Origin of the sequence: Escherichia sp. E4736, assembly GCF_005781225.1 — a bacterium.
GTDB lineage: Bacteria > Pseudomonadota > Gammaproteobacteria > Enterobacterales > Enterobacteriaceae > Escherichia.
In genome coordinates, this window is sequence record NZ_VATT01000026.1 from 1 (window position 1) to 24,505 (window position 24,505).

Sequence of the window (24,505 nt, forward strand, 5' to 3'; positions counted from 1 at the left end):
GAGATAGCGGGTCAAGATCATTGATTTTATAATCAACATAGGTGGACATGTTTTTGTTGAAATAATATGTTGCGCCAACGTCGGCGTATTTAACCAGATCTTTATCGCCATCAGTACCGACTAAATCGTTGCCTTTAGACATCAGGAAGGAGACAGCCGGACGCAGGCCAAAATCAAACTGATACTGGGCAGTAACTTCAAAGTTCTGGGTTTTGTTGGCAATCGTATTTGCTGAATTGCCGTAAGGCGTCATGTTACGGGTTTCAGAGTACATGGTTGCAAGGTAGATATTGTTAGCATCGTATTTTGCCCCTGCCGTCCATGCGTCAGCCTTATCGCCTTTTGCAGTAGAGAATTCAGCCTGTTGGTTGGTACGATCAGAACTGGTATACGCAGCACCAATGCTCACCCCCATACCTAAGTCGTAGGTAGAGGAGATACCGAAACCGTCGCCATTGGCATTCTTAATATTACGACTGCCGCCGTTTGCCGTACCTTCTTGCTCATGACTAACCTGGTTTTCGTTCGCTCCCTGATACTGCACAGCAAAGTTCAGGCCATCAACCAGACCGAAGAAATCGGTGTTACGGTAGGTAGCGACGCCGTTTGCACGACCGGTCATATAGTTATCGGCTTTGGTATAAGAGTCGCCACCGAATTCAGGCAGCATATCTGTCCAGCCTTCGATGTCGTACATCACACCATAATTACGGCCATAGTCAAATGAACCGAAGTCACCAAATTTCAGACCGGCAAATGCCAGACGAGTCCAGGAGTCGCCTTTATCATTTTCAGAGCCATTAGCCTGAACGTTATATTCCCATTGACCATAACCGACCAGTTGATCGGTAATTTGAGTTTCGCCTTTAAAACCAAAACGTACATAAGTTTGATCGCCATCACTATTCGCATTATCAGAAAAATAATGCAGGCCATCGACTTTGCCGTACAGGTCTAATTTATTGCCGTCTTTATTATAAATTTCTGCTGCATGTGCAGCACCTGCGGCGAGCAGGGCAGGGATTAAGAGCGCCAGTACTTTGCTTTTCATTGAATAAATCCTTTAGTTATTTTATTTGCCTTAATTTCCCCTGTTTGGGGAATGAAAACATCCTAAAGGAGAAGTTCAGTTAGCAGATAAATATCATTTGTTACGCCTTAAGTAAAACCTTAATCAAATAATTCTTTGGAAATAGTAATAAGTTTGATGAATGTGTTTTTGGGGAATCATGCAAAATAAAAATTATACATTTAATAAAGCATGGGTTATTCTGCGCGGGTTATATGCCTTTATTGTCACAGATTTTATTTTCGGTTGGGCCATTGCATTACTAATGTTTTTCCAACGAATAAAAAGACAAGCCCGAACTTTCGTTCGGGCTTTTTTTTGAATTGGATAATAGTTATCCAGAAAGGTTACTCGGTGCTATTTTTTTCCACCTTTCCGGCCATTTGTGCCAGGAAGTCATAACGTTTTTGCAAATCAGCGGCGGCATCTTTCCATAACTGTTCGGCCACTTCCGGCTGTTGCGTGTTCAGACGGCGGAAACGTTGCTCATGAAGAAGCGTTTCTTCCAGAGCTTCTGAAGGCGGGCGGGAATCCAGCGCCAGCGGCAGTTTACCTTCATCGGTTCGACGCGGGTCAAAGCGATACAGCGGCCAGAAGCCAGTTGCGGTGAGTTGACGCATCTGGTCGTGACTTAATGCCAGGTCATAACCGTGCTCTTCACATGGGCTGTAAGCAATAATCAGCGATGGCCCCGGATACGCTTCTGCTTCCTGTATCGCTTTCACCGTCTGGTTGAGTTGTGCGCCAAGAGAAATCTGCGCGACATAAACATGACCGTACATCATCATGCTAACACCAAGATCTTTGCGTGCTTTGCGTTTGCCATGTTCACCAAACTTAGTTACCGCGCCAAGCGGGGTGGCTTTCGATGCCTGACCACCGGTATTGGAATAGCATTGCGTATCCAGCACCAGGATGTTGACGTTTTCCGTCAGACTCAACACATGATCCAGACCGCCAAAGCCGATGTCGTAAGCCCAGCCGTCACCACCAATCAGCCAGATTGATTTCTCCACCAGTGCATCTGCGTCACGCAGCAGTTCATGCGCTTCAGCCACATCTTTGAGTTGCTGGCGCAGAGCAGCGACTTGTTCGCGACGAACGTCTGGCGTGGCGTCTGATTTCAACGCAGTCAGTAACTCAGCAGGGATTTTATCAGCAAATTGATCCAGCAGACGCAGCACGCGGACACGGTGTTGATCGACTGTCAGGCGGAAACCAAGGCCGAATTCGGCATTATCTTCAAATAGCGAGTTCGCCCATGCCGGTCCACGACCGTTGGCATCAGTGATATATGGCGTGGAGGGCAGGTTGCCGCCATAAATTGAAGAACAACCAGTAGCGTTGGCAATCAACATCCGATCGCCATAGAGCTGAGTGAGCAATTTGATATACGGCGTCTCACCACAACCGGAGCAAGCGCCAGAATATTCAAACAGCGGAGTGATCAACTGCGAAGTACGAATATCAATACGTTCCAGTTTGCTGCGGTCGATTTCTGGTAAATTCAGGAAGAAGTCGTAATTGATTTTCTCTTCTTCCACATGTTCCAGACGCGACATCATATTGATGGCTTTGATCTCTGGATTTTGTCGGTCTTTCGCCGGGCAAACTTCTACGCACAGGTTACAACCGGTGCAGTCTTCCGGTGCGACCTGCAACACATATTTCTGCCCGCGCATATCACGAGATTTCACATCCAGTGAATGCAGGCTGGTCGGAGCGTTTTCCATCGCTTCGGGCGGTACGACTTTCGCGCGAATGGCGGAGTGTGGGCAAGCCGCGACGCAGTGGTTACATTGAGTACAGAGTTCCTCTTTCCAGATAGGGATCTCTTCGGCAATGTTGCGTTTTTCCCAGCGAGTAGTGCCCATCGGCCAGGTGCCGTCTGGCGGCAGCGCCGAAACGGGGAGGGCGTCGCCAAGTCCGGCGAGCATCGCAGCAGTAACCGTTTTGACAAAATCAGGTGCGGCATCAGATACCACTGGTGGACGGTTGGCACTTTGCGGATTTACCGGTTGCAGTGGTACTTCTTCAACGGACTCGCGCGCCAGCGCCAGAGCTTGCCAGTTGCGTTCCACCAGATCCTGGCCTTTGCTGCTGTAACTTTTGGCAATGGCGCCCTGAAGTTCGGCCAGGGCGCTGTCGCCAGGCAGAATTTGCGTCAGGTGGAAGAAAGCCATCTGCATGACGGTGTTAATGCGTGCTGCCAGCCCACATTCGCGGGCAATTTTCGCCGCGTTAATCACATAGAAACGCGCTTTTTTCTGATTCAACACAGCCTGAACTTCTTGCGGCAGCCGCGACCACACTTCATCGGCGCTGTACGGTGTGTTAAGCAGGAAAATGCCACCAGGTTTTAAACGCTCGGCCATTTGATATTTGTCGATAAACTGCAACTGGTGGCAGCCAACAAAATCAGCTTGCGAAATCAAATACGCGGAACGGATGGGCTGCTCGCTTACGCGCAGATGGGAAACTGTCAGGCCACCCGCTTTTTTAGAGTCGTAAACAAAATAGCCCTGGGCATACCACGGCGTGGAGTTACCGATAATTTTGATATTGTTTTTAGTTGCGGAAACGCTGCCGTCGCTACCCAGCCCGTAAAAGAGTGCTTCCAGTTTCGCCGAATTTGGCAGGGTGTTTTCCGGCAACGGCAGTGACAGATTAGTCACATCATCGTAAATACCAACCGTAAAGCGCGCTTTCGGTTTAGCTGCGTTGAGTTCGGCGAATACCGCCAGTACACAGTCTGGGCCAAATTCTTTGGATGAAAGACCATAGCGCCCGCCAATGACGCGTGGCAGTGTTTCGCGCTCGCCATTATTAAAGGCTTCAGCCAGCGCCGTCATTACATCCAGATACAGGGGTTCTGCCTGCGCACCAGGCTCTTTGGTGCGATCCAGCACCGCCACAGTACGTACAGAGTTCGGCAATGCTTGCAGTAAGTGTCTGGCGGAGAAAGGGCGGTAAAGTCGCACTTTTAGTACGCCCACTTTTTCGCCACGGGTCAGCAATTCGTCCACGACTTCTTCACAGGTGCCAATGGCCGACCCCATCAGGATAATTACCCGTTCCGCTTGCGGATGACCATAATACTCAAACGGCTGATACTGGCGACCTGTCGCGGCAGCGAAATCAGCCATCGCCTGTTCAACATGGTCATAGACCGCGTTGTACCACGGGTTAGTGGCCTCACGTGACTGGAAGTAAGTGTCCGGATTAGCCGACGTACCGCGGATTACCGGATGTTCCGGGTTAAGTGCGCGAATGCGATGAGCATCAATTTCTGCCTGGGGCATTAGCTCAAGAATAGTGTCGTCGGCCAGTGGGACAATTTTGTTGATTTCGTGGGAAGTGCGGAAACCATCAAAGAAATGAATAAATGGCACGCGGCTTTTCAGCGTTGCGATGTGTGAAATGAGAGCAAAGTCTTGGGCTTCCTGCACGTTTGCTGCACACAACATGGCGCAGCCAGTCTGGCGCACCGCCATCACATCTGAATGATCGCCAAAAATAGAGAGCGCATGAGTGGCCACAGTACGCGCTGCCACATGCAGTACAAACGGCGTCAGCTCACCTGCCAGTTTATACAGCGTCGGGATCATCAGCAGTAAACCTTGCGACGATGTAAATGATGTCGAAAGAGCGCCTGTTTGCAAAGCACCATGCACAGTTGCGATAGCGCCAGCTTCTGACTGCATTTCAACCACACGAGGTGTATCTCCCCATACGTTCTTCAGGCCGTTTCCGGCCCAGGCATCAGCCTGTTCAGCCATCGTGGAACTCGGGGTAATAGGGTAAATGGCGATAACTTCACTGGTGCGAAATGCCACCGAAGCTACCGCGCCATTTCCGTCAATTGTGATCATACGACACCCTTACATTGCGCAAATGAGGGGCGCACGAAAAAGCTGCGCGCCCAGTAGTAATCTTTTAATTTTAGCAAATGGCTTTCTGCTGCATTTTCGCTTTTGTGTTCTCTATATCAGCGTAATGAATGTTTTGATCAAATCCGGTACAAAAAAATAGCCACAAAATAGTAACAATACGTTGCAATTCACAATACAGTTCTCGACGTAGCCGCCTGAGCTGCCTATTATTACGGCGGTGTCGTTGGACTTAAAGATTTGAGGAAGTAAAGATGCGAAGAATGTTGTGCGTAGGGGCTGCTGTTTTATTGTTGTCGGCGTGTAGTAGTGAACCTGTTCAGCAGGCGACCGCGGCGCATGTGGCCCCAGGTTTAAAAGCGTCAATGTCGAGTAGCGGAGAGGCAAATTGTGCGATGATTGGCGGTTCGCTTTCCGTTGCCCGTCAACTGGATGGTACAGCGATCGGGATGTGTGCATTGCCCAACGGCAAACGCTGTAGCGAACAGTCGCTTGCCGCCGGAAGTTGTGGCAATTATTAATTCATTAAATCCGCCAGCTTATACGTTAATGTCTGTTTTGCGGTCGCCAGCGTTAACTGATTCGCAGTCAGATCCACTTGCGCACCTTCTTTCAGCATTTCGTGGATGGTGTTATCGAGTTCGTTAAGCTGTGGATTGGCACACATCATACGAGTCATTGCCAGTCCTTTAACTTTTAGTTCTCCGTCCGAAAGTTTACCTTCGCCGCTAAAGCGGTTGCACATGTTGCCAGAAATCATCATCTTTTCACCAAAGCTGATTTCTGGCGGGTTTTTCTCGCTGGCAACAGGTTGACCATTTACACTTTCCAGTACGAAACGGTGATGCTGTAACTGTTCTGGCGTTACAGCAATTTTGTCATTACTTACACATCCCGCCATCAGCAGGCTTAGCGCGACTAGCGCGGCAACTTTCTTCATTGAGGTTCTCAACTTAAGGTATATGCCGGATGCAACGCGACGCGCCTTATCCGTCCTTCAAACGTATTTTAAGGATAGTGGATGAAAGATCTTTGGGGATTATCTGAATAAGCTCCCCTGACTTGCAGGGGAGCCGCAAAATTAAACCAGTTCGTTCGGGCAGGTTTCGCCTTTTTCCAGATTGCTCAAGTTTTGCAGCGTTGTCTGGGAAATACTGGTCAGGGCTTCTGCCGTCAGGAACGCCTGGTGTCCGGTGAACAGTACGTTATGGCAGGCTGACAGACGACGGAAAACATCATCCTGAATCACATCGTTGGATTTATCTTCAAAGAACAGATCGCGTTCATTCTCATACACGTCCATTCCCAGCGAGCCAATTTTCTGGTTTTTCAGTGCTTCAATCGCGGCTTGTGAATCAATCAGCGCACCACGGCTGGTGTTGATGATCATTACGCCATTTTTCATCTGATCGAACGCCGCCTCATTCAGCAGGTGGTAGTTCTCCGGCGTCAGCGGGCAGTGCAGGGAGATAACGTCTGATTCAGAGAATAAGGTCGGCAGATCGACATATTCCACGCCGAGTTCCAGCGCTGCTGCACTTGGATACGGATCGAATGCCAACAGGCGCATACCAAAACCTTTCAGAATGCGCAGCATTGCTACACCGATTTTACCGGTACCAATCACCCCCGCCGTTTTACCGTACATGGTAAAACCAGTAAGCCCCTCCAGAGAGAAGTTGGCGTCACGGGTACGCTGATACGCGCGGTGAATACGACGGTTCAGCGTCATCATCATACCAATCGCATGTTCAGCGACGGCTTCCGGATCGTAAGCCGGGACACGCACCACTTTGAACCCCAGCTCTTTTGCCGCGTCGAGGTCGACGTTATTGAAACCGGCACAGCGCAGGGCGATATACTTAACGCCGTGCTTTTTCAGCTCCTCCAGCACCGGACGGCTGCCGTCGTCGTTTACGAAAATACATACTGCTTCGCAACCGTTGGCGGTTTTTGCCGTTTTTTCCGTCAGCAGAAAGTCAAAAAATTCCAGCTCAAAGCCAAAGGACTCGTTCACCTGTTGCAGGTACTTTTTGTCGTACTGTTTTGTGCTATATACGGCAAGTTTCATAAGACTTTCTCCAGTGATGTTGAATCACATTTAAGCTACTAAAAATATTTTACAAAATTTAAAATTTAATTGAAAGTTATGGCGATATTGAAAATTCCAGGAACATCTATGCTTAGTGTAGGCGCAACCTTCAACTGAACGGTTAAACATGCCACAATACCTGTATTGACTGCTTAATTTTTCGCTAAATCAGGATATTAACTACCCATGTTGGGTAAATATAAAGCCGTTCTCGCGCTGCTATTACTGATTATTCTTGTGCCGTTGACGCTGCTGATGACGCTCGGGCTGTGGGTTCCCACGCTGGCGGGTATCTGGCTACCGCTCGGTACACGCATTGCATTGGATGAAAGCCCACGCATTACGCGTAAAGGTTTAATTATTCCCGATCTCCGTTATTTGGTGGCGGATTGCCAGTTGGCACATATCACCGATGCCAGCCTTTCGCACCCCAGTCGCTGGTTATTGAACGTCGGTACAGTAGAACTTGACTCCACTTGCCTGGCGAAATTACCACAGGAAGAACCCTCGCCAGCCGCACCGAAAACTCTTGCGCAGTGGCAATCCATGCTGCCTAACACCTGGATCAATATTGATAAACTGATTTTTTCACCCTGGCAGGAATGGCAGGGAAAACTCTCTCTATCGTTGACCTCCGATATCCAGCAACTGCGTTATCAGGGCGAAAAAGTTAAATTTCAAGGCCAACTTAAAGGGCAGCAACTCACGGTCAGTGAACTAGATGTTGCCGCCTTTGCAAATCAGCCGCCAGTAAAACTGGTGGGGGAATTTACCATGCCGCTTGTGCCGGATGGGCTTCCGGTAAGTGGTCATGCTACAGCAACGTTGAACCTGCCGCAGGAACCGTCACTGGTGGATGCCGAGCTGGAGTGGCAGGAAAATAGTGGGCAATTGATTGTAATGGCTCGAGATAACGGCGATCCGTTGCTCGATTTGCCGTGGGAAATTACCCGTCAACAGTTGACCGTTAGCGATGGTCGCTGGAGCTGGCCGTATGAAGGTTTTCCCCTGAGTGGGCGGCTGGGTATCAAAGTCGACAACTGGCAGGCAGGCCTTGAGAACGCGTTGGTGAGTGGTCGACTGAGTGTGCTGACCCAGGGGCAAGCGGGTAAGGGTAACGCTGTGCTTAATTTCGGCCCAGGAAAATTAAGCATGGATAACAGTCAGATGCCGCTGCAACTGACCGGTGAAGCGAAGCAGGCAGATCTCATTTTATATGCACGCTTACCTGCTCACTTAAGCGGAAGTCTGGCTGACCCAACGCTGGCCTTTGAACCGGGCGCATTATTACGCTCTAAAGGGAGAGTCATTGATTCGCTGGACATTGACGAAATCCGCTGGCCGTTAGCAGGTGTTAAAGTCACTCAACGTGGCGTTGACGGGCGCTTGCAGGCCATTTTGCAGGCTCATGAAAATGAATTGGGCGACTTTGTGCTGCATATGGATGGACTGGCGAATGATTTTCTTCCTGACGCTGGCCGCTGGCAGTGGCGTTACTGGGGCAAGGGCAGTTTTACCCCAATGCACGCCACCTGGGATGTTGCAGGAAAAGGTGAGTGGCAGGACAGCACGATTACGCTGACCGATCTCTCAACCGGGTTCGATCAGTTGCAATATGGCACGATGACAGTGGAAACACCGCGCTTAATTCTTGATAAACCCGTTGTCTGGGTGCGCGACGCCCAGAATCCGTCTTTTAGTGGCGCGCTTTCGCTGGATGCAGGACAAACACTTTTCACGGGCGGTAGTGTGTTACCGCCATCAACATTAAAATTTAGTGTCGATGGGCGCGATCCGACGTATTTCCTCTTCAAAGGGGATTTACATGCTGGTGAGATTGGTCCGGTACGGGTGAATGGTCGCTGGGACGGTATTCGCCTGCGCGGCAACGCCTGGTGGCCTAAACAATCACTGACCGTATTCCAGCCGCTGGTGCCACCAGACTGGAAGATGAATTTACGCGATGGCGAGTTGTATGCCCAGGTGGCATTTTCTGCTGCGCCTGAGCAGGGCTTCCGTGCGGGTGGGCATGGCGTGTTGAAAGGTGGCAGCGCGTGGATGCCAGACAACCAGGTCAACGGTGTCGACTTTGTTTTGCCATTTCGTTTTGCCGACGGCGCGTGGCACCTGGGAACGCGGCGGCCTGTGTCATTACGTATTGCTGAGGTGGTTAATCTGGTGACGGCAAAAAATATCACTGCCGATCTTCAGGGCCGTTATCCGTGGACCGAAGACGAACCCTTGTTACTGACCGATGTGAGTGTTGATGTTTTGGGCGGTAACGTGCTGATGAAACAATTACGTATGCCGCAACACGATCCGGCGCTGTTGCGACTGAATAATCTCTCTTCCAGTGAACTGGTTAGCGCCGTCAATCCGAAGCAATTCGCGATGTCAGGGGCATTTAGTGGTGCATTGCCGCTATGGCTTAACAATGAAAAATGGATTGTGAAAGATGGCTGGCTGGCAAACGCAGGTCCCATGACTTTGCGCCTGAATAAAGACACCGCCGATGCAGTGGCAAAAGACAATATGACCGCAGGAACTGCCATCAACTGGTTGCGCTATATGGAAATTAGCCGTTCATCGACAAAAATTAATTTAGATAATCTCGGCGTGTTAACCATGCAGGCGACGATCAGTGGTAATAGTCGCGTCGATGGTAAAACCGGTACGGTAAATCTCAATTACAGCCATGAAGAGAATATTTTCACGCTGTGGCGCAGTTTACGCTTTGGCGATAATCTCCAGGCATGGCTGGAACAGAATGCCCGACTCCCGGAAACTGGCTGCCCATCAGGAAAAGAGTGTGAGGAAAAACAATGAAAATAGTGATAGCCGCGTTCGCGTCCTCTTTTATGTTGGTTGGCTGTACGCCGCGCATTGAAGTGGCTGCACCGAAAGAGCCAATCACCATTAATATGAACGTTAAAATTGAGCATGAGATCATTATCAAGGCGGACAAAGACGTTGAAGATTTGCTCAAAACCCGTAGCGATCTTTTTTGAGGTAATGATGAAAAGAACATTACTCATAGCGGTATGGATTATTGGCCTGGTGAGCAGTAGTGCGATGGCATTAACCCTGAATGAAGCCAGAAGTCAGGGGCGGGTAGGTGAAAGGCATAATGGCTACCTTGCGGCTATAAGCACTGATCCGGAAACACGCGAGCTGGTAGCAAATATCAACCAAGCACGGAAAGAGAGTTATCAGAAGCTCGCTGAAAGCCATAATATCCCATTGGAGGAAGTGGCGAATCTGGCAGGGACGAAGCTGGTGGAAAAGGCAAAACCAGGTGAATACGTGCAGGGCATAAATGGTATGTGGATACGGAAATAACATACAACGGTAGTTCAAACACCATTTGGTAGTAGTCGGTGAAAAATAGGGTATTAGTTCACAAGAGCATAGTGCACTGTGTCGCTGCAAAGGAGAACATCGATTACACCGACATTCCTGAGAAAAAGATGAATGTCTTAAAGGAGATGCGTTCGCAACTATAGTGAATTGCTTCCCATTAAATAAATCATCTCAATCAATATTGAAAGCTTATAATATTCTTTTTGTGAATTTAATATCGAGATCTTTATCATCATTGAGATGGTTTTTAATTATATATAAAAATTATCTTTTTATGATTTAAATATTCATTGAAACTATAATTAGTCGATACTGACAAAATAGATTGAATAATGTTCAAATAGCAATATAGAATGCCTTGCATATGTTTTTTGAATGTTTCATGGTCAGGTATTTGTAAAGGTTGTTGATTTCAACAATTTTTATAAATCCTGGCATTCTTTATATTTGTCAGAAGGATTTATTATGCAAAGGAAAACCCTATTATCAGCCTGTATTGCATTAGCTCTGAGTGGTCAGGGTTGGGCGGCTGATATTACAGAGACAGAAACGGCCACAGGCGAAAAGAAAAATACCAATGTGACTTGTCCGGCAGACCCTGACAAGCTGACTCCGGAAGCGTTAAAACAAATCCCTCCCGAATGTTCTCCACAAGTACAACAAAACCTTATGCCGTGGGTTGCCTCTGGTGCCTTTGCGTTAATCACAGCACTGGCGGTCGTCGAACTAAACGATGATGGTAATCATCATCATCGCAACAATGCCCCTGTACCGCCGACACCACCCGATGATGATTCAGGCGATACGCCAGTGCCCCCAACGCCTGGCGGAGATGATATAATCCCGGACGATGGTCAAGATGATCCCCCTACGCCCCCCAAACCCATTTCGTTCAATAATGACGTTATCTTCGATAAAACAGCAAAAACGTTAACGATTCGCGATACCGTTTTTACTTACAGCGAAAATGCTGACGGGACTATTTCTCTGCAAGATAGCAATGGGCGTAAGGCAACGATTAATCTTTGGCAGATTGATGAAGCAAATAATACCGTAGCCCTTGAAGGGGTGAGCCCAGATGGCGCAATAACGTGGCAATATAATCACAATGGTGAACTCATAATTACGGGTGATAATGCCACAGTAAATAACAACGGCAAAACCACCGTTGACGGTAAAGACTCTACCGGCACGGAAATCAACGGTAATAACGGGAAAGTTATTCAGGACGGCGATCTGGATGTCAGCGGCGGTGGTCACGGGATTGATATCACCGGCGACAGCGCGACGGTGGACAATACCGGCACCATGACCGTCACTGACCCGGAATCTATCGGCATTCAGATCGACGGCGACCAGGCGGTTGTTAATAACGATGGCGACAGCTCCATCAGCAACGGCGGCACCGGTACGCAAATTAACGGTGACGACGCCACTGCGAATAACAGCGGCAAAACCACCGTTGACGGTAAAGACTCCACCGGCACGGAAATCAACGGCAATAACGGAAAAGTTATTCAGGACGGCGATCTGGACGTCAGCGGCGGTGGTCACGGAATTGATATCACCGGCGACAGCGCGACGGTGGACAATAACGGCACCATGACCGTGACCGATCCGGAGTCCATCGGCATTCAGATCGACGGCGACCAGGCGGTTGTTAATAACGAAGGCGACAGCACCATCAGCAACGGCGGCACCGGTACGCAAATTAACGGTGACGACGCCACGGCGAATAACAGCGGCAAAACCACCGTTGACGGTAAAGACTCCACCGGCACGGAAATCAACGGCAATAACGGAAAAGTTATTCAGGACGGCGATCTGGACGTCAGCGGCGGTGGTCACGGGATTGATATCACCGGCGACAGCGCGACGGTGGACAATAACGGCACCATGACCATGACCGTGACCGATCCGGAGTCCATCGGCATTCAGATCGACGGCGACCAGGCGGTTGTTAATAACGAAGGTGACAGCACCATCAGCAACGGCGGCACCGGCACACAAATTAACGGTGACGACGCCACGGCGAGTAACAGCGGCAAAACCACCGTTGATGGCAAAGATGCCACTGGCACGGAAATCAACGGTAATAGCGGCACCGTTATTCAGGACGGCGATCTGGATGTCAGCGGCGGTGGTCACGGGATTGATATCACCGGCGACAGCGCGACGGTGGACAATAACGGCACCATGACCGTGACCGATCCGGAGTCCATCGGCATTCAGAACGACGGCGACCAGGCGGTTGTTAACAACGAAGGCGACAGCACCATCACCAACGGAGGCACCGGCACACAGATTAACGGTGACGACGCCACGGCGAATAACGGCGGCAAAACCACCGTTGATGGCAAAGATGCCACTGGCACGGAAATCAACGGCAATAACGGCACCGTTATTCAGGACGGCGATCTGGACGTCAGCGGCGGCGGTCACGGGATTGATATCACCGGCGACAGCGCGACGGTGGATAACAAGGGCACCATGACCGTCACCGATCCGGAGTCCATCGGTATTCAGATCGACGGCGACAAGGCGGTTGTCAATAACGAAGGCGACAGCACTATCACCAACGGCGGCACCGGCACACAGATTAACGGTGACGATGCTACCGCCAACAACAACGGCAAAACCACCATTGACGGCAAGGACTCCACCGGCACAGAAATCGCTGGAAATAATGCGACAGTCAATCAGAACGGTGATCTGAATGTAAGTGGCGGGGCTCATGGAATGGATATCACCGGTGACAGTGCGACGGTGAATAACAAGGGCACCATAACCGTTACAGATGAGGGTTCGATCGGTATTCAGATCGAAGGTGAGAACGCGACCTTTTCGAATACCGGCAAGGTTGATGTTACGAATTCAGCTACCGGGTTTAGCATCACTACTAATAATGGGGATGTCTCAGTGGCTGGCGATATGCAGATTGGTGATTTCTCCATGGGGCTTGTGCTCAATGGTGACGACAACAAATTAACGTTGGCTACGACCGATCTGAATGTAACCGGGCAGTCGGCCACTGGGGTTAATGTTAATGGTGATGGTAATAACGTTGATATCACTGGCAACATCAAGGTTGATAAAGATCAGTTAGCGGATAATGGTGCTGAAAAATTTTACGATACTTCTACTGGCATTAGTATTAAAGGCAATAATAACAATACAAATGTCGATGGTAAATTGACAGTTGTTGCCGATAGTGAAACGACTACCCAGTCATATTTAAAATATGATGGTGGTCAGGAGAATATCTCTGGCTTGGTAGTGACAGGTGATGACAATATAATTAATTTAAATAGTGGCATTCATCTGGTAGGTGAGGCTAATCAATTAACCGATGGTTCTGCCATAGCTGCGCAGCGCAAGGGATATGGCGATGTTCAGGTCATTAGTGTTGATGGTCAATCCACTGTTCATCTTAAAGGGGATTCAACAATAAGTGGTGATTTTCCATTAGGTTATGAAAGTATCATTCAGTTAAATAATAAAGCTATACTTGAGGTCGATGTTGGTGCCACACTAAGTATGGGTGATATTACTTCTTATGATCATTACAACACGCCAGAATCAAGACTCATAGGTGTTAATTCAGGAGCGAGTGCAATAAATAATGGTGACATAGCACTAAGAAACATTGGATTTGCAACAGTATCAAACGCTGACTCTACCGGTATTAACAATGGTTCCATTACATTGGAACAATATTTTTATGGGCAAGTACAAACTGCTGGTGCTGGATTCTTTGCGACACAAGATGGTAATGCAACAAATAATGGGACAATTACCGCAAAAATAATGCAGCAACAGAGTGTGATGAATATCTATTCTGACCTTGGAAGTACAACCCCAGCTGCGTTCTATAATAGAGCATCTGGCACTACAGGGATGGAGTCGTTCATCAATGGCTCAGTGGTCAATACTGTAGACGGAATTATTGATTTGTATGGACGCGGCACGATCGGTATGCTGGCCATTGATAATTCCACTGCAGATAATGCGGGGAAAATCAGTCTGGATTCGTTGTGGGTTGATGTAAACGACACAACTACGTTGAATAATAACATTGGCTCCGCTGACGCTAGAGATTTTGGCGTAGGTATGGCTGTGGGTACCGATACAGGTAGTAACCCAAAAGAAAACGCAGTTGCAACCAACCAGCAAGGCGGGGTCATCACCGTCTATAACGCCGGTGCAGGGATGGCTGCTTATGGTGCGAGCAATATCGTCATAAACCAGGGGACGATTAATCTTGAGAAAAATAGTCATTATGATGCAAACCTGGCAGCAAACACCCTGGTAGGGATGGCTGTTTATAACTATGGTACTGCTATCAACGACCAGACAGGTATTATTAATATTAATGTTGATACCGGTCAGGCGTTTTATAACGATGGCACAGGTACAATCCTTAATTATGGTGCTATTAATCTGTTTGGTGTTCCTATGGATGAAGCTGATCCACATATGGGGGCTACAACAGAAAACAAAGATCTATTAAGAGAGCTGAGCAAGAGTGGTGAATCAGTTACCAAGACATCCACTAAGGATGGATTTATCATTACTGCGCCATTAGTTAATAATGGTAATGAAACGTTGAATGGTGATTTAAAAGCATCAAACTGGTTGTACAATGAAGAAAATGCCAGTCTGACGGTTAATGGTAAGTTGGATATCATAAAAGGATTGGAAAATAAAGGAGTGCTGGAGTCCGACACCATCAATTCTAGTACCAGTATTTATAACCGTGCTTCGGGAAGTATCACAACCGATATGTTAACGTTGAATGGTGGAATAAACTTCTATAATGAAGGTATTTTCAGCGGTGTTATTAATGGAACTAGTTATAAACAAAATATTGTTAACACTGGTGATATGACAGTAACTGCTGATGGTAGCTCTTTAATAAACGGTAGTTTCTTGCTTTATAATGAAGCAGGTTCGACGCTCACAAATAGCGGCAATGCTATTGCAGGAGGGGAAAATGCTATCGTTAATGTGACTCGTACTGGTGATTCACTTGCCCAGGTTAACCGCGGTACTATTACCGCGACTAATGGTTACAGCGCGATTAAAACCGCTAATACCGGTTCAAATAGTAATGGTAAGTGGATCTGGAATACGGAAACTGGCGTTATTAATGGTATTAATCCAACTGCGCCATTGATTGATTTAGGCCGTGGATATAATTTCGCAAATGCCGGAACAATCAATATTCAGGGTGATGGTGCAGTTGCCATTAGTGGAGGAGCTACCAGTTACACAATCCAGTTGGTGAACAGTGGCACGATTAACGTGGCACTGAACAGGGCAAAGCTGATGGAAGCAACGGTGAAGGCCTGATTGGCATTAAAGGTAATGGTTCTGCAACGACGATTAATAACACTAAAGACGGCGTTATTAATCTTTACGCAGATAATTCATGGGCGTTTGGTGGTTCCACTAAAGCGATCGTCAATAACCGTATTATCAACCTGCTGTGTAATATTGGTTGCGATATTTATGCACCAAATACAACAGGGACGAGAAATGATCATGATGGTACTACTGATATCACCGTACCGAATGCTTCTGCGACACCAGGACAAGGCAATGTACCTGCTGCGCCTGTTGAGTCAGTTACCCAGCAAAAACTCACCAATTACACCATTGGTACCAACAGTGACGGAAGTTCCGGCACGTTGAGAGCCAATAATCTGGTCATAAGTGACAACGTCACGGTCAATACCGGCTTCAGTGCCGGTACTGCTGATACCAGCGTAGTGATTGATGATGTTTTCAAAGGTGAAAATATCAGCGGCGTGGAGAATATTACTTCCTCCTCAGTTGTCTGGAACGCTAAAGGCAGCACCGATGTCAATGGCAACGTTGACGTCACCATGAGTAAAAACGCCTACACCGAGGTGGCAACTGATGCTTCGGTGAATGACGTCGCGAAAGCACTGGATGCGAGTTATACCAACAACGAGCTGTACACCAGCCTTAACGTTGGTACTACGGCAGAATTGAATAGCGCACTTAAGCAAATCAGCGGCAGCCAGGCCACGACAGTGTTCCGTGAAGCGCGCGTGTTAAGTAATCGCTTCAGTATGCTGGCGGATGCGGCACCGAAGGTGGGTAACGGTCTGGCGTTCAATGTAGTCGCAAAAGGCGATCCGCGTGCCGAGTTGGGCAACAACACCGAGTACGACATGCTGGCATTGCGTAAAACCATTGACCTGAGTGAAAGCCAGACGATGAGTCTGGAGTACGGGATCGCTCGTCTCGATGGCGATGGTGCACAGAAAGCGGGTGATAACGGGATGACTGGCGGCTACAGCCAGTTCTTTGGCCTGAAACATCAGATGTCCTTCGAGAATGGCATGAGCTGGAATAACGCATTGCGTTATGACGTGCATAACCTCGACAGCAGTCGTTCAATTGCATTTAGCAACACGAGCAAAACGGCAGATACCGATGTGAAACAGCAGTACCTTGAGTTCCGTAGCGAAGGAGCGAAGACCTTCGAGCCGAGCGAGGGGCTGAAGCTCACACCATATGCGGGTGTAAAACTGCGTCACACACTGGAAGGTGGCTATCAGGAGCGAAATGCCGGAGACTTTAACCTGAGTATGAACAGCGGCAGCGAAACGGCAGTAGACAGTATCGTCGGGTTGAAACTGGACTACGCAGGCAAAGACGGCTGGAGCGCGAACGCGACACTGGAAGGTGGGCCAAACCTGAGTTATGCGAAGAGCCAGCGTACTGCAAGCCTTGCCGGCGCAGGCAGTCAGCACTTTAATGTTGATGACGGTCAGAAAGGCGGCGGTATTAACAATCTTGCAAGCGTTGGCGTGAAGTACAGCAGTAAAGAAAGTTCGCTGAATCTGGATGCTTACCACTGGAAAGAGGACAGCATCAGCGATAAAGGCGTAATGCTGAACTTTAAGAAAACGTTCTAATGATTAGGTCGTGAAGAAAACCGCAACGCTGATTCAGGTTGCGGTTTTTTATTGCCAGATGCGACGCCTGGCATGTCTTATCCAGCCAACGGTTTGCTGCTTTTCCCTGCGCCGGTATGTGCAGTACATCCGGCAATCTTGTTTACGTCTTCGCATTTTTTTTCGTTTTTCATTTCTATACTGATTTTTCGTATTCCGTTTTATTACAGGGCAGGGTGTTATGAGCAGCAACACATTTACTCTCGGTACAAAATCCGTTAATCGTCTTGGTTACGGTGCAATGCAACTGGCTGGGCCTGGCGTTTTCGGCCCTCCGAAAGATCGCCACGTTGCTATAACCGTGCTGCGTGAGGCACTGGCATTGGGCGTCAATCACATTGACACCAGTGATTTTTATGGTCCGCATGTCACCAATCAGATTATCCGTGAAGCGCTTTATCCTTACTCTGACGACCTGACAATTGTCACTAAAATTGGCGCGCGGCGTGGTGAGGATGCTTCCTGGTTGCCCGCTTTTTCTCCGGCAGAGCTGCAAAAAGCGGTGCACGATAATCTACGTAATCTCGGCCTGGACGTACTGGATGTGGTTAACCTGCGCGTTATGTTTGGCGATGGTCATGGCCCAGCGGAAGGATCGATTGAAGCCAGCCTGACCGTGCTGGCGGAGATGCAACAACAAGGGCTGGTAAAACATATTGGTCTGAGTAACGTCACACCGACGCAGGTTGCAGAGGCGCGTAAGATTGCCGAAATCGTCTGTGTACAGAACGAATACAACATCGCGAACCGTGCTGATGACGCAATGATTGATGCTTTGGCCCGCGATGGCATTGCATACGTACCGTTCTTTCCGCTCGGTGGTTTCACGCCGCTGCAATCCTCCACGCTTTCGGAAGTGGCAGCAAACCTTAATGCGACACCGATGCAGGTGGCGCTGGCATGGCTGTTACAGCGTTCACCGAATATTTTGCTTATCCCTGGGACGTCTTCCGTCGCGCATTTACGGGAGAATATGGCTGCTGAAAAATTGCATCTTTCTGAGGAAGTGTTGTCTACGTTGGATGGTATTTCGCGAGAATAACGAATCAGACGCTCGCAGATTGTGCTGAAGGAAGAGCACAAAGCGATGCTGAGATTGTGGGAAAATAGGTTAGCGGATTGAGATGTGGACTGAACTACAGTCCACATCAAGATCGTGTCCGGTTATGCAGCAACAATGCTGTCAATGGCTGCTTTCGCGTCAGACTGTGCTTTTGCTGCCATTTCCGGACCGTAGGCAATCCCTTCGGCGAAAACAAATTTCACATCAGTAATGCCGATAAAGCCCAGGAACGTGGACAGATACGGCGTCACCAGGTCAGTTGGTCCATCTTTATGGATACCGCCGCGGCTGGTAATAACGATGGCTTTTTTACCCGTTACCAGACCTTCCGGACCATTCTCGGTATAGCGGAAAGTAACGCCTGCACGTGCAACCAGGTCAAAATAGTTTTTCAACTGAGTCGAGATGTTGAAGTTGTACATCGGTGCCGCAATAACGATAACGTCGTGGGCTTTCAGCTCGGCAATTAGATCATCGGAAAGCGCTAAAGCCTCCTGCTGACGCGGAGTCAGCGGCGCATCGCTCGGACGCAGAGCGCCAACCAGTTCACCATCCAGGACCGGAATCGGATTTGCAGCCAGGTCACGAACAGTGATTTCATCAGCGGAATGCTTTTCACGCCACTGTTCAACAAAATAATCGGACAACTGATTAGACTGAGAGTACCCTGCCAGGATGCTGGATTTAAGAACTAATACCTTGCTCATGGTGTTTCCTTATAGATGTTTGAATGGGCGATGCCCCGTTGCTTGTTGACACTTTATTCACAATCCTGCCACAGAGATAGCGCAATATATCGAAGTCTATGTTCGAATTTATTGAACAACACATAAAAAGCTGCGATGTGGTACTCTATATCTATCATTTAAAAGAAAATTAATCAGGCAGCCTACTGCCCGCTAACGTTATGACAGAACAACAAAAATTGACCTTTAACGCCTTACAGCAACGGCTGGATTCGCTGATGCTGCGTGACGGACTGCGTTTTTCTCGCCGTCTGCACGGCGTGAAGAAGGTTAAAAATCCTGATGCACAACAGGCCATTTTCCAGGAGATGGCTAAAGAGATTGACCAGGCGGCAGAGAAAGTCCTGCTGCGTGAAGCGGCACGACCGGAAATTACTTACCCGGACAATTTGCCGGTTAGTCAGAAAAAACAGGACATTCTCGAAGCAATTCGTGATCACCAGGTGGTGATCGTCGCCGGGGAAACGGGTTCCGGTAAAACGACCCAGCTACCGAAAATCTGTATGGAGCTGGGGCGCGGGATTAAAGGGCTGATCGGCCATACCCAGCCGCGTCGCCTGGCGGCAAGAACGGTGGCGAACCGTATTGCGGAAGAGCTGAAAACGGAGCCGGGCGGTTGCATCGGTTACAAAGTGCGTTTCAGCGATCACGTAAGTGATAACACGATGGTCAAGCTGATGACCGACGGTATCTTGCTGGCGGAAATCCAGCAAGATCGCCTGTTGATGCAGTACGACACCATCATCATCGACGAAGCGCACGAACGTAGCCTGAACATTGATTTTCTGCTCGGCTATTTGAAAGAGTTGCTGCCGCGGCGTCCTGACCTAAAAATCATTATCACTTCCGCGACTATCGACCCGGAACGCTTTTCGCGCCACTTTAATAATGCGCCGATTATTGAAGTCTCCGGTCGGACCTATCCGGTGGAAGTGCGCTATCGCCCGATTGTTGAAGAAGCCGATGACACCGAGCGCGACCAGTTGCAGGCTATTTTCGATGCCGTAGATGAACTGAGCCAGGAAAGCCCTGGCGACATTCTGATCTTTATGAGCGGCGAGCGAGAAATTCGCGATACCGCCGATGCGCTGAACAAGCTGAACTTACGCCATACCGAAATCTTGCCGCTTTATGCGCGGCTTTCGAACAGCGAACAGAACCGCGTGTTCCAGTCGCACAGCGGGCGACGCATTGTGCTGGCGACCAACGTCGCGGAAACCTCGCTGACCGTACCGGGTATAAAGTACGTTATCGATCCAGGTACGGCGCGTATCAGCCGTTACAGCTATCGCACTAAAGTGCAGCGTTTGCCGATTGAGCCAATTTCGCAGGCTTCAGCTAATCAGCGTAAAGGCCGCTGCGGACGTGTGTCAGAAGGGATCTGTATTCGTCTCTATTCGGAAGACGATTTCCTCTCGCGCCCGGAGTTTACCGACCCGGAGATTCTGCGTACTAACCTGGCATCGGTTATTTTGCAGATGACCGCGCTGGGGCTGGGCGATATCGCCGCGTTCCCGTTTGTTGAAGCGCCAGATAAACGCAATATTCAGGATGGTGTGCGTCTGCTCGAAGAGCTGGGCGCGATCACCACGGATGAACAGGCCAGTGCCTATAAACTGACGCCGCTCGGTCGCCAGCTCTCGCAGTTGCCTGTCGACCCACGTCTGGCGCGTATGGTGCTGGAAGCGCAAAAACATGGCTGCGTGCGTGAGGCGATGATTATCACGTCCGCGCTCTCCATTCAGGATCCGCGCGAACGTCCGATGGACAAACAGCAGGCATCGGACGAAAAACATCGTCGCTTCCACGACAAAGAGTCTGACTTTCTCGCGTTTGTAAATCTGTGGAATTATCTTGGCGAGCAGCAAAAGGCGCTTTCTTCAAACGCCTTCCGTCGCCTGTGTCGTACCGATTATCTCAACTATCTGCGCGTGCGCGAATGGCAGGATATCTACACCCAGTTGCGCCAGGTAGTTAAAGAACTCGGCATTCCGGTGAACAGCGAACCGGCGGAGTATCGCGAAATTCACATCGCCTTACTGACTGGTTTGCTTTCCCATATCGGCATGAAAGATGCCGATAAACAAGAATATACCGGCGCACGTAACGCGCGTTTTTCCATCTTCCCCGGTTCCGGTTTATTCAAAAAGCCGCCGAAATGGGTGATGGTGGCGGAACTGGTAGAAACCAGCCGTCTGTGGGGGCGCATTGCGGCATGCATCGATCCGGAATGGGTGGAACCCGTCGCTCAGCATTTGATTAAACGCACCTACAGTGAACCGCACTGGGAACGGGCGCAGGGCGCGGTGATGGCAACGGAAAAAGTCACCGTTTATGGCTTGCCGATTGTCGCCGCGCGTAATGTTAACTACAGCCAGATTGATCCTGCGCTGTGTCGTGAACTCTTTATTCGCCATGCGCTGGTGGAAGGTGACTGGCAGACGCGTCACGCTTTCTTCCGCGAAAACCTGAAACTGCGGGCAGAAGTGGAAGAGCTGGAACACAAATCACGTCGCCGCGATATTCTGGTCGATGACGAAACGTTGTTTGAGTTCTACGACCAGCGCATCAGCCACGATGTGATCTCTGCACGCCACTTCGACAGCTGGTGGAAAAAAGTCAGCCGCGAAACGCCTGATTTGCTCAACTTTGAAAAGAGCATGTTGATCAAAGAAGGGGCAGAAAAAATCAGCAAGCTGGATTACCCGAACTTCTGGCATCAGGGCAATCTCAAACTGCGTTTGAGCTATCAGTTTGAGCCCGGCGCAGATGCTGACGGTGTGACCGTACATATTCCGCTGCCGTTACTTAACCAGGTTGAGGAGAGTGGGTTTGAGTGGCAGATCCCCGGTCTGCGCCGCGAACTGGTGATTGCTCTGATTAAATCGTTGCCGAAACCGGTACGCCGTAATTTTGTACCCGCGCCAAACTACGCCGAAGCGTTTTTAGGCCGCGTCACACCGCTGGAGTTACCGTTGCTCGACAGCCTTGAACGCGAGCTACGGCGGATGACCGGCGTTACCGTTGACCGCGAAGACTGGCACTGGGATCAGGTGCCTGATCACCTGAAAATCACCTTCCGCGTGGTGGATGACAAAAACAAGAAGCTAAAAGAAGGACGCTCGCTACCAGATCTGAAAGATGCCCTGAAAGGCAAAGTGCAGGAAACGCTGTCTGCGGTGGCGGATGACGGTATCGAGCAGAGCGGCTTACATATCTGGAGTTTTGGGCAACTGCCGGAAAGCTACGAACAGAAGCGTGGCAACTACAAAGTGAAAGCGTGGCCGGCGCTGGTGGATGAGCGCGACAGTGTGTCGATCAAACTGTTTGATAACCCGCTGGAGCAAAAGCAGGCAATGTGGAACGGTCTTCGCCGTCTACTGCTGCTGAATATTCCATCGCCGATCAAGTATTTGCATGAGAAGTTACCAAACAAAGCTAAGCTGGGGCTGTACTTTAACCCGTATGGTAAAGTGCTGGAGCTTATTGACGACTGTATTTCCTGCGGTGTGGATCAACTGATCGACGCCAATGGTGGACCGGTCTGGACGGAAGAAGGCTTTGCTGCGCTGCATGAAAAAGTGCGCGCTGAACTGAACGACACGGTGGTGGATATTGCGAAGCAGGTCGAACAAATCCTCACTGCGGTGTTCAATATCAACAAACGCCTGAAAGGTCGGGTGGATATGACGATGGCGCTGGGACTGTCGGATATCAAAGCGCAGATGGGCGGGCTGGTTTATCGCGGTTTTGTTACTGGTAACGGCTTCAAACGGCTGGGCGACACGCTGCGATATTTGCGGGCGATTGAAAAACGACTGGAAAAACTGGCGATTGATCCACATCGCGACCGTGTGCAGATGCTGAAAGTCGAAAACGTCCAGCAGGCGTGGCAGCAATGGATCAACAAACTGCCGCCTGCACGTCGTGAGGATGAAGACGTGAAAGAGATCCGCTGGATGATAGAAGAGCTGCGCGTTAGTTACTTCGCTCAACAGTTGGGGACACCTTATCCGATTTCAGATAAGCGTATTTTGCAGGCGATGGAGCAGATTAGCGGTTAACTCTGCTATTTGCCTGATAAATCTAAAACCCGGTAAGCATTTAGCGCCGGGTTTTTTATTAATTCTAAAAACGGTAAAGGCAAAAATTGGGGAATTCAGAAAAATACAATTCTCTGCTGCAAGATGAATAATGTTTATCTACAGCTTTTCCGTAAAAGATATGTCAGGCTTGCGGAGAGGTGGTTAAGGAAATACGGCTTCCTCCTTTCAGAGTGCTCCGCTTCTCATTATTATCTCACGCAGTATTCTTAAGGGAACGATAAGGAGGGACCATGAATATTAACCCGTTTCCGACACTTTCAGCGTCAACCATTGATGCTATAAACGTTATCGGTCGATGGCTGGCGCAGGATGATTTCTCCGGTGAAGCTCCGTATCAGGCCGATTGCGTGATACTTGCAGGCAATGCTGTCATTCCCACTATCGATGCCGCTTGTAAGATTGCAAGAGATCAGCAAATTCCTTTACTGATTAGCGGTTGTATAGGTCACTCGACAACTTTTTTGTATAGCGCCATCGAACAGCATCCGCACTACAACACTATCAGCACCACTGGCAGGGCAGAAGCTACCATCCTGGCGGATATCGCTCATCAGTTCTGGCACATTCCGCAGGAAAAAATCTGGATTGAAGACCAGTCAACTAACTGTGGAGAAAATGCCCGTTTCAGTATCGCATTATTGAATCAGTTAGCAGAGCGAGTCCATACCACGATTGTCGTCCAGGATCCCACTATGCAACGCCGAACCATGGCGACGTTCCGTCGTATTACCGGAGATAATCCTGATGCGCCTCGCTGGCTAAGTTATCCGGGATTCGTACCACAGTTGGGAAATGATGCAGGCAGCGTGACGTTTGCTAATCCGCTGACAGGACTATGGCCAGTTGAGCGATATTTGTCCCTACTTACTGGCGAGCTGCCACGCTTGCGCGATGACAGCGATGGCTATGGACCGCGCGGACGCGATTTTATCGTTCACGTCGATTTTCCGTCAGAAGTTACGCAGGCATGGCAGCTATTACAGCATGACGCTGTGCTTATTGAGGCAATGGAGAGTCGCTCACTGCGCTAATAATTGCCCGTTTGTGAACAAATGATTGCTGATGTAGCCCCCAGAAACACCGGACAGTAGCTGTATCTCCAGATAAGAGATAGGCTTGAATATATGTCTAACACTAACGCCAATTTTGAGATGACCGGGATCATGTTAGGGCAAGAATTCCGTAAACGT

12 protein-coding genes and 2 pseudogenes are annotated in these 24,505 nt (G+C 49.3%); 9 read left to right on the top strand and 5 right to left on the bottom strand.

Annotated features, from left to right (window positions below; translation table 11 throughout):
• Positions 1–1,051 (bottom strand): porin OmpC (gene ompC / locus FEK46_RS16515; protein ID WP_138194704.1); only part of this gene is annotated, 1,051 nt, incomplete at its 3' end.
• Positions 1,052–1,416: 365 nt separating this feature from the next.
• Positions 1,417–4,941, bottom strand: a complete 3,525-nt coding sequence (nifJ, locus tag FEK46_RS16520; protein ID WP_135559611.1) for a pyruvate:ferredoxin (flavodoxin) oxidoreductase — start codon at positions 4,939–4,941, stop codon at positions 1,417–1,419.
• Between the two features lie 272 nt (positions 4,942–5,213).
• Here nifJ and FEK46_RS16525 point away from each other — a divergent pair, with 272 nt between their 5' ends.
• Entirely contained in the window at positions 5,214–5,480 is a 267-nt protein-coding gene (locus tag FEK46_RS16525; protein ID WP_135559610.1) for a DUF333 domain-containing protein, read from the top strand.
• On the opposite strand, the gene hslJ is transcribed toward FEK46_RS16525, so the two are convergent.
• Entirely contained in the window at positions 5,477–5,899 is a 423-nt protein-coding gene (gene hslJ / locus FEK46_RS16530) for a heat shock protein HslJ (RefSeq protein WP_135406520.1), read from the bottom strand. The two genes, FEK46_RS16525 and hslJ, sit on opposite strands and share 4 nt — an antisense overlap.
• Before the next feature lie 141 nt (positions 5,900–6,040).
• On the bottom strand, positions 6,041–7,030 hold the full coding sequence (gene ldhA / locus FEK46_RS16535; RefSeq protein ID WP_135559609.1) for a D-lactate dehydrogenase: 990 nt from the start codon (positions 7,028–7,030) through the stop codon (positions 6,041–6,043).
• A 207-nt stretch (positions 7,031–7,237) separates the two neighbouring features.
• Here ldhA and FEK46_RS16540 point away from each other — a divergent pair, with 207 nt between their 5' ends.
• The 6 genes and pseudogenes from FEK46_RS16540 to FEK46_RS23760 form a co-directional block, all read left to right on the top strand.
• On the top strand, positions 7,238–9,877 hold the full coding sequence (locus FEK46_RS16540; RefSeq protein WP_135559608.1) for a YdbH family protein: 2,640 nt from the start codon (positions 7,238–7,240) through the stop codon (positions 9,875–9,877).
• A complete protein-coding gene (locus tag FEK46_RS16545) occupies positions 9,874–10,059 on the top strand; it encodes a YnbE family lipoprotein (RefSeq protein ID WP_000706310.1) in 186 nt (61 codons plus the stop codon). Before FEK46_RS16540 ends, FEK46_RS16545 begins: the two co-directional genes overlap by 4 nt.
• A gap of 7 nt (positions 10,060–10,066) precedes the next feature.
• Positions 10,067–10,390 carry a YdbL family protein gene (locus tag FEK46_RS16550; protein WP_130260928.1) on the top strand — a complete coding sequence of 108 codons (324 nt, stop codon included), beginning with the start codon at positions 10,067–10,069 and terminating at the stop codon, positions 10,388–10,390.
• A gap of 486 nt (positions 10,391–10,876) precedes the next feature.
• Positions 10,877–17,361, top strand: a pseudogene (locus tag FEK46_RS16555) (autotransporter domain-containing protein).
• Between the two features lie 220 nt (positions 17,362–17,581).
• A complete protein-coding gene (gene pdxI / locus FEK46_RS16560) occupies positions 17,582–18,442 on the top strand; it encodes a pyridoxine 4-dehydrogenase (RefSeq protein ID WP_135559607.1) in 861 nt (286 codons plus the stop codon).
• A pseudogene (locus FEK46_RS23760) lies at positions 18,443–18,523 on the top strand (hypothetical protein); the annotation flags it as partial.
• Between the two features lie 41 nt (positions 18,524–18,564).
• On the opposite strand, the gene azoR reads toward FEK46_RS23760, so the two are convergent.
• A complete protein-coding gene (gene azoR / locus FEK46_RS16565; RefSeq protein ID WP_097740873.1) occupies positions 18,565–19,170 on the bottom strand; it encodes an FMN-dependent NADH-azoreductase in 606 nt (201 codons plus the stop codon).
• A gap of 200 nt (positions 19,171–19,370) precedes the next feature.
• Between azoR and hrpA the strand changes: the two genes are divergently transcribed.
• Together hrpA and ydcF are read left to right on the top strand one after the other, a co-directional pair.
• Entirely contained in the window at positions 19,371–23,273 is a 3,903-nt protein-coding gene (gene hrpA, locus FEK46_RS16570; RefSeq protein WP_135559606.1) for an ATP-dependent RNA helicase HrpA, read from the top strand.
• A 272-nt stretch (positions 23,274–23,545) separates the two neighbouring features.
• Entirely contained in the window at positions 23,546–24,346 is an 801-nt protein-coding gene (gene ydcF, locus FEK46_RS16575) for a DUF218 domain-containing protein YdcF (protein WP_135559605.1), read from the top strand.
• Positions 24,347–24,505: the final 159 nt, after the last annotated feature.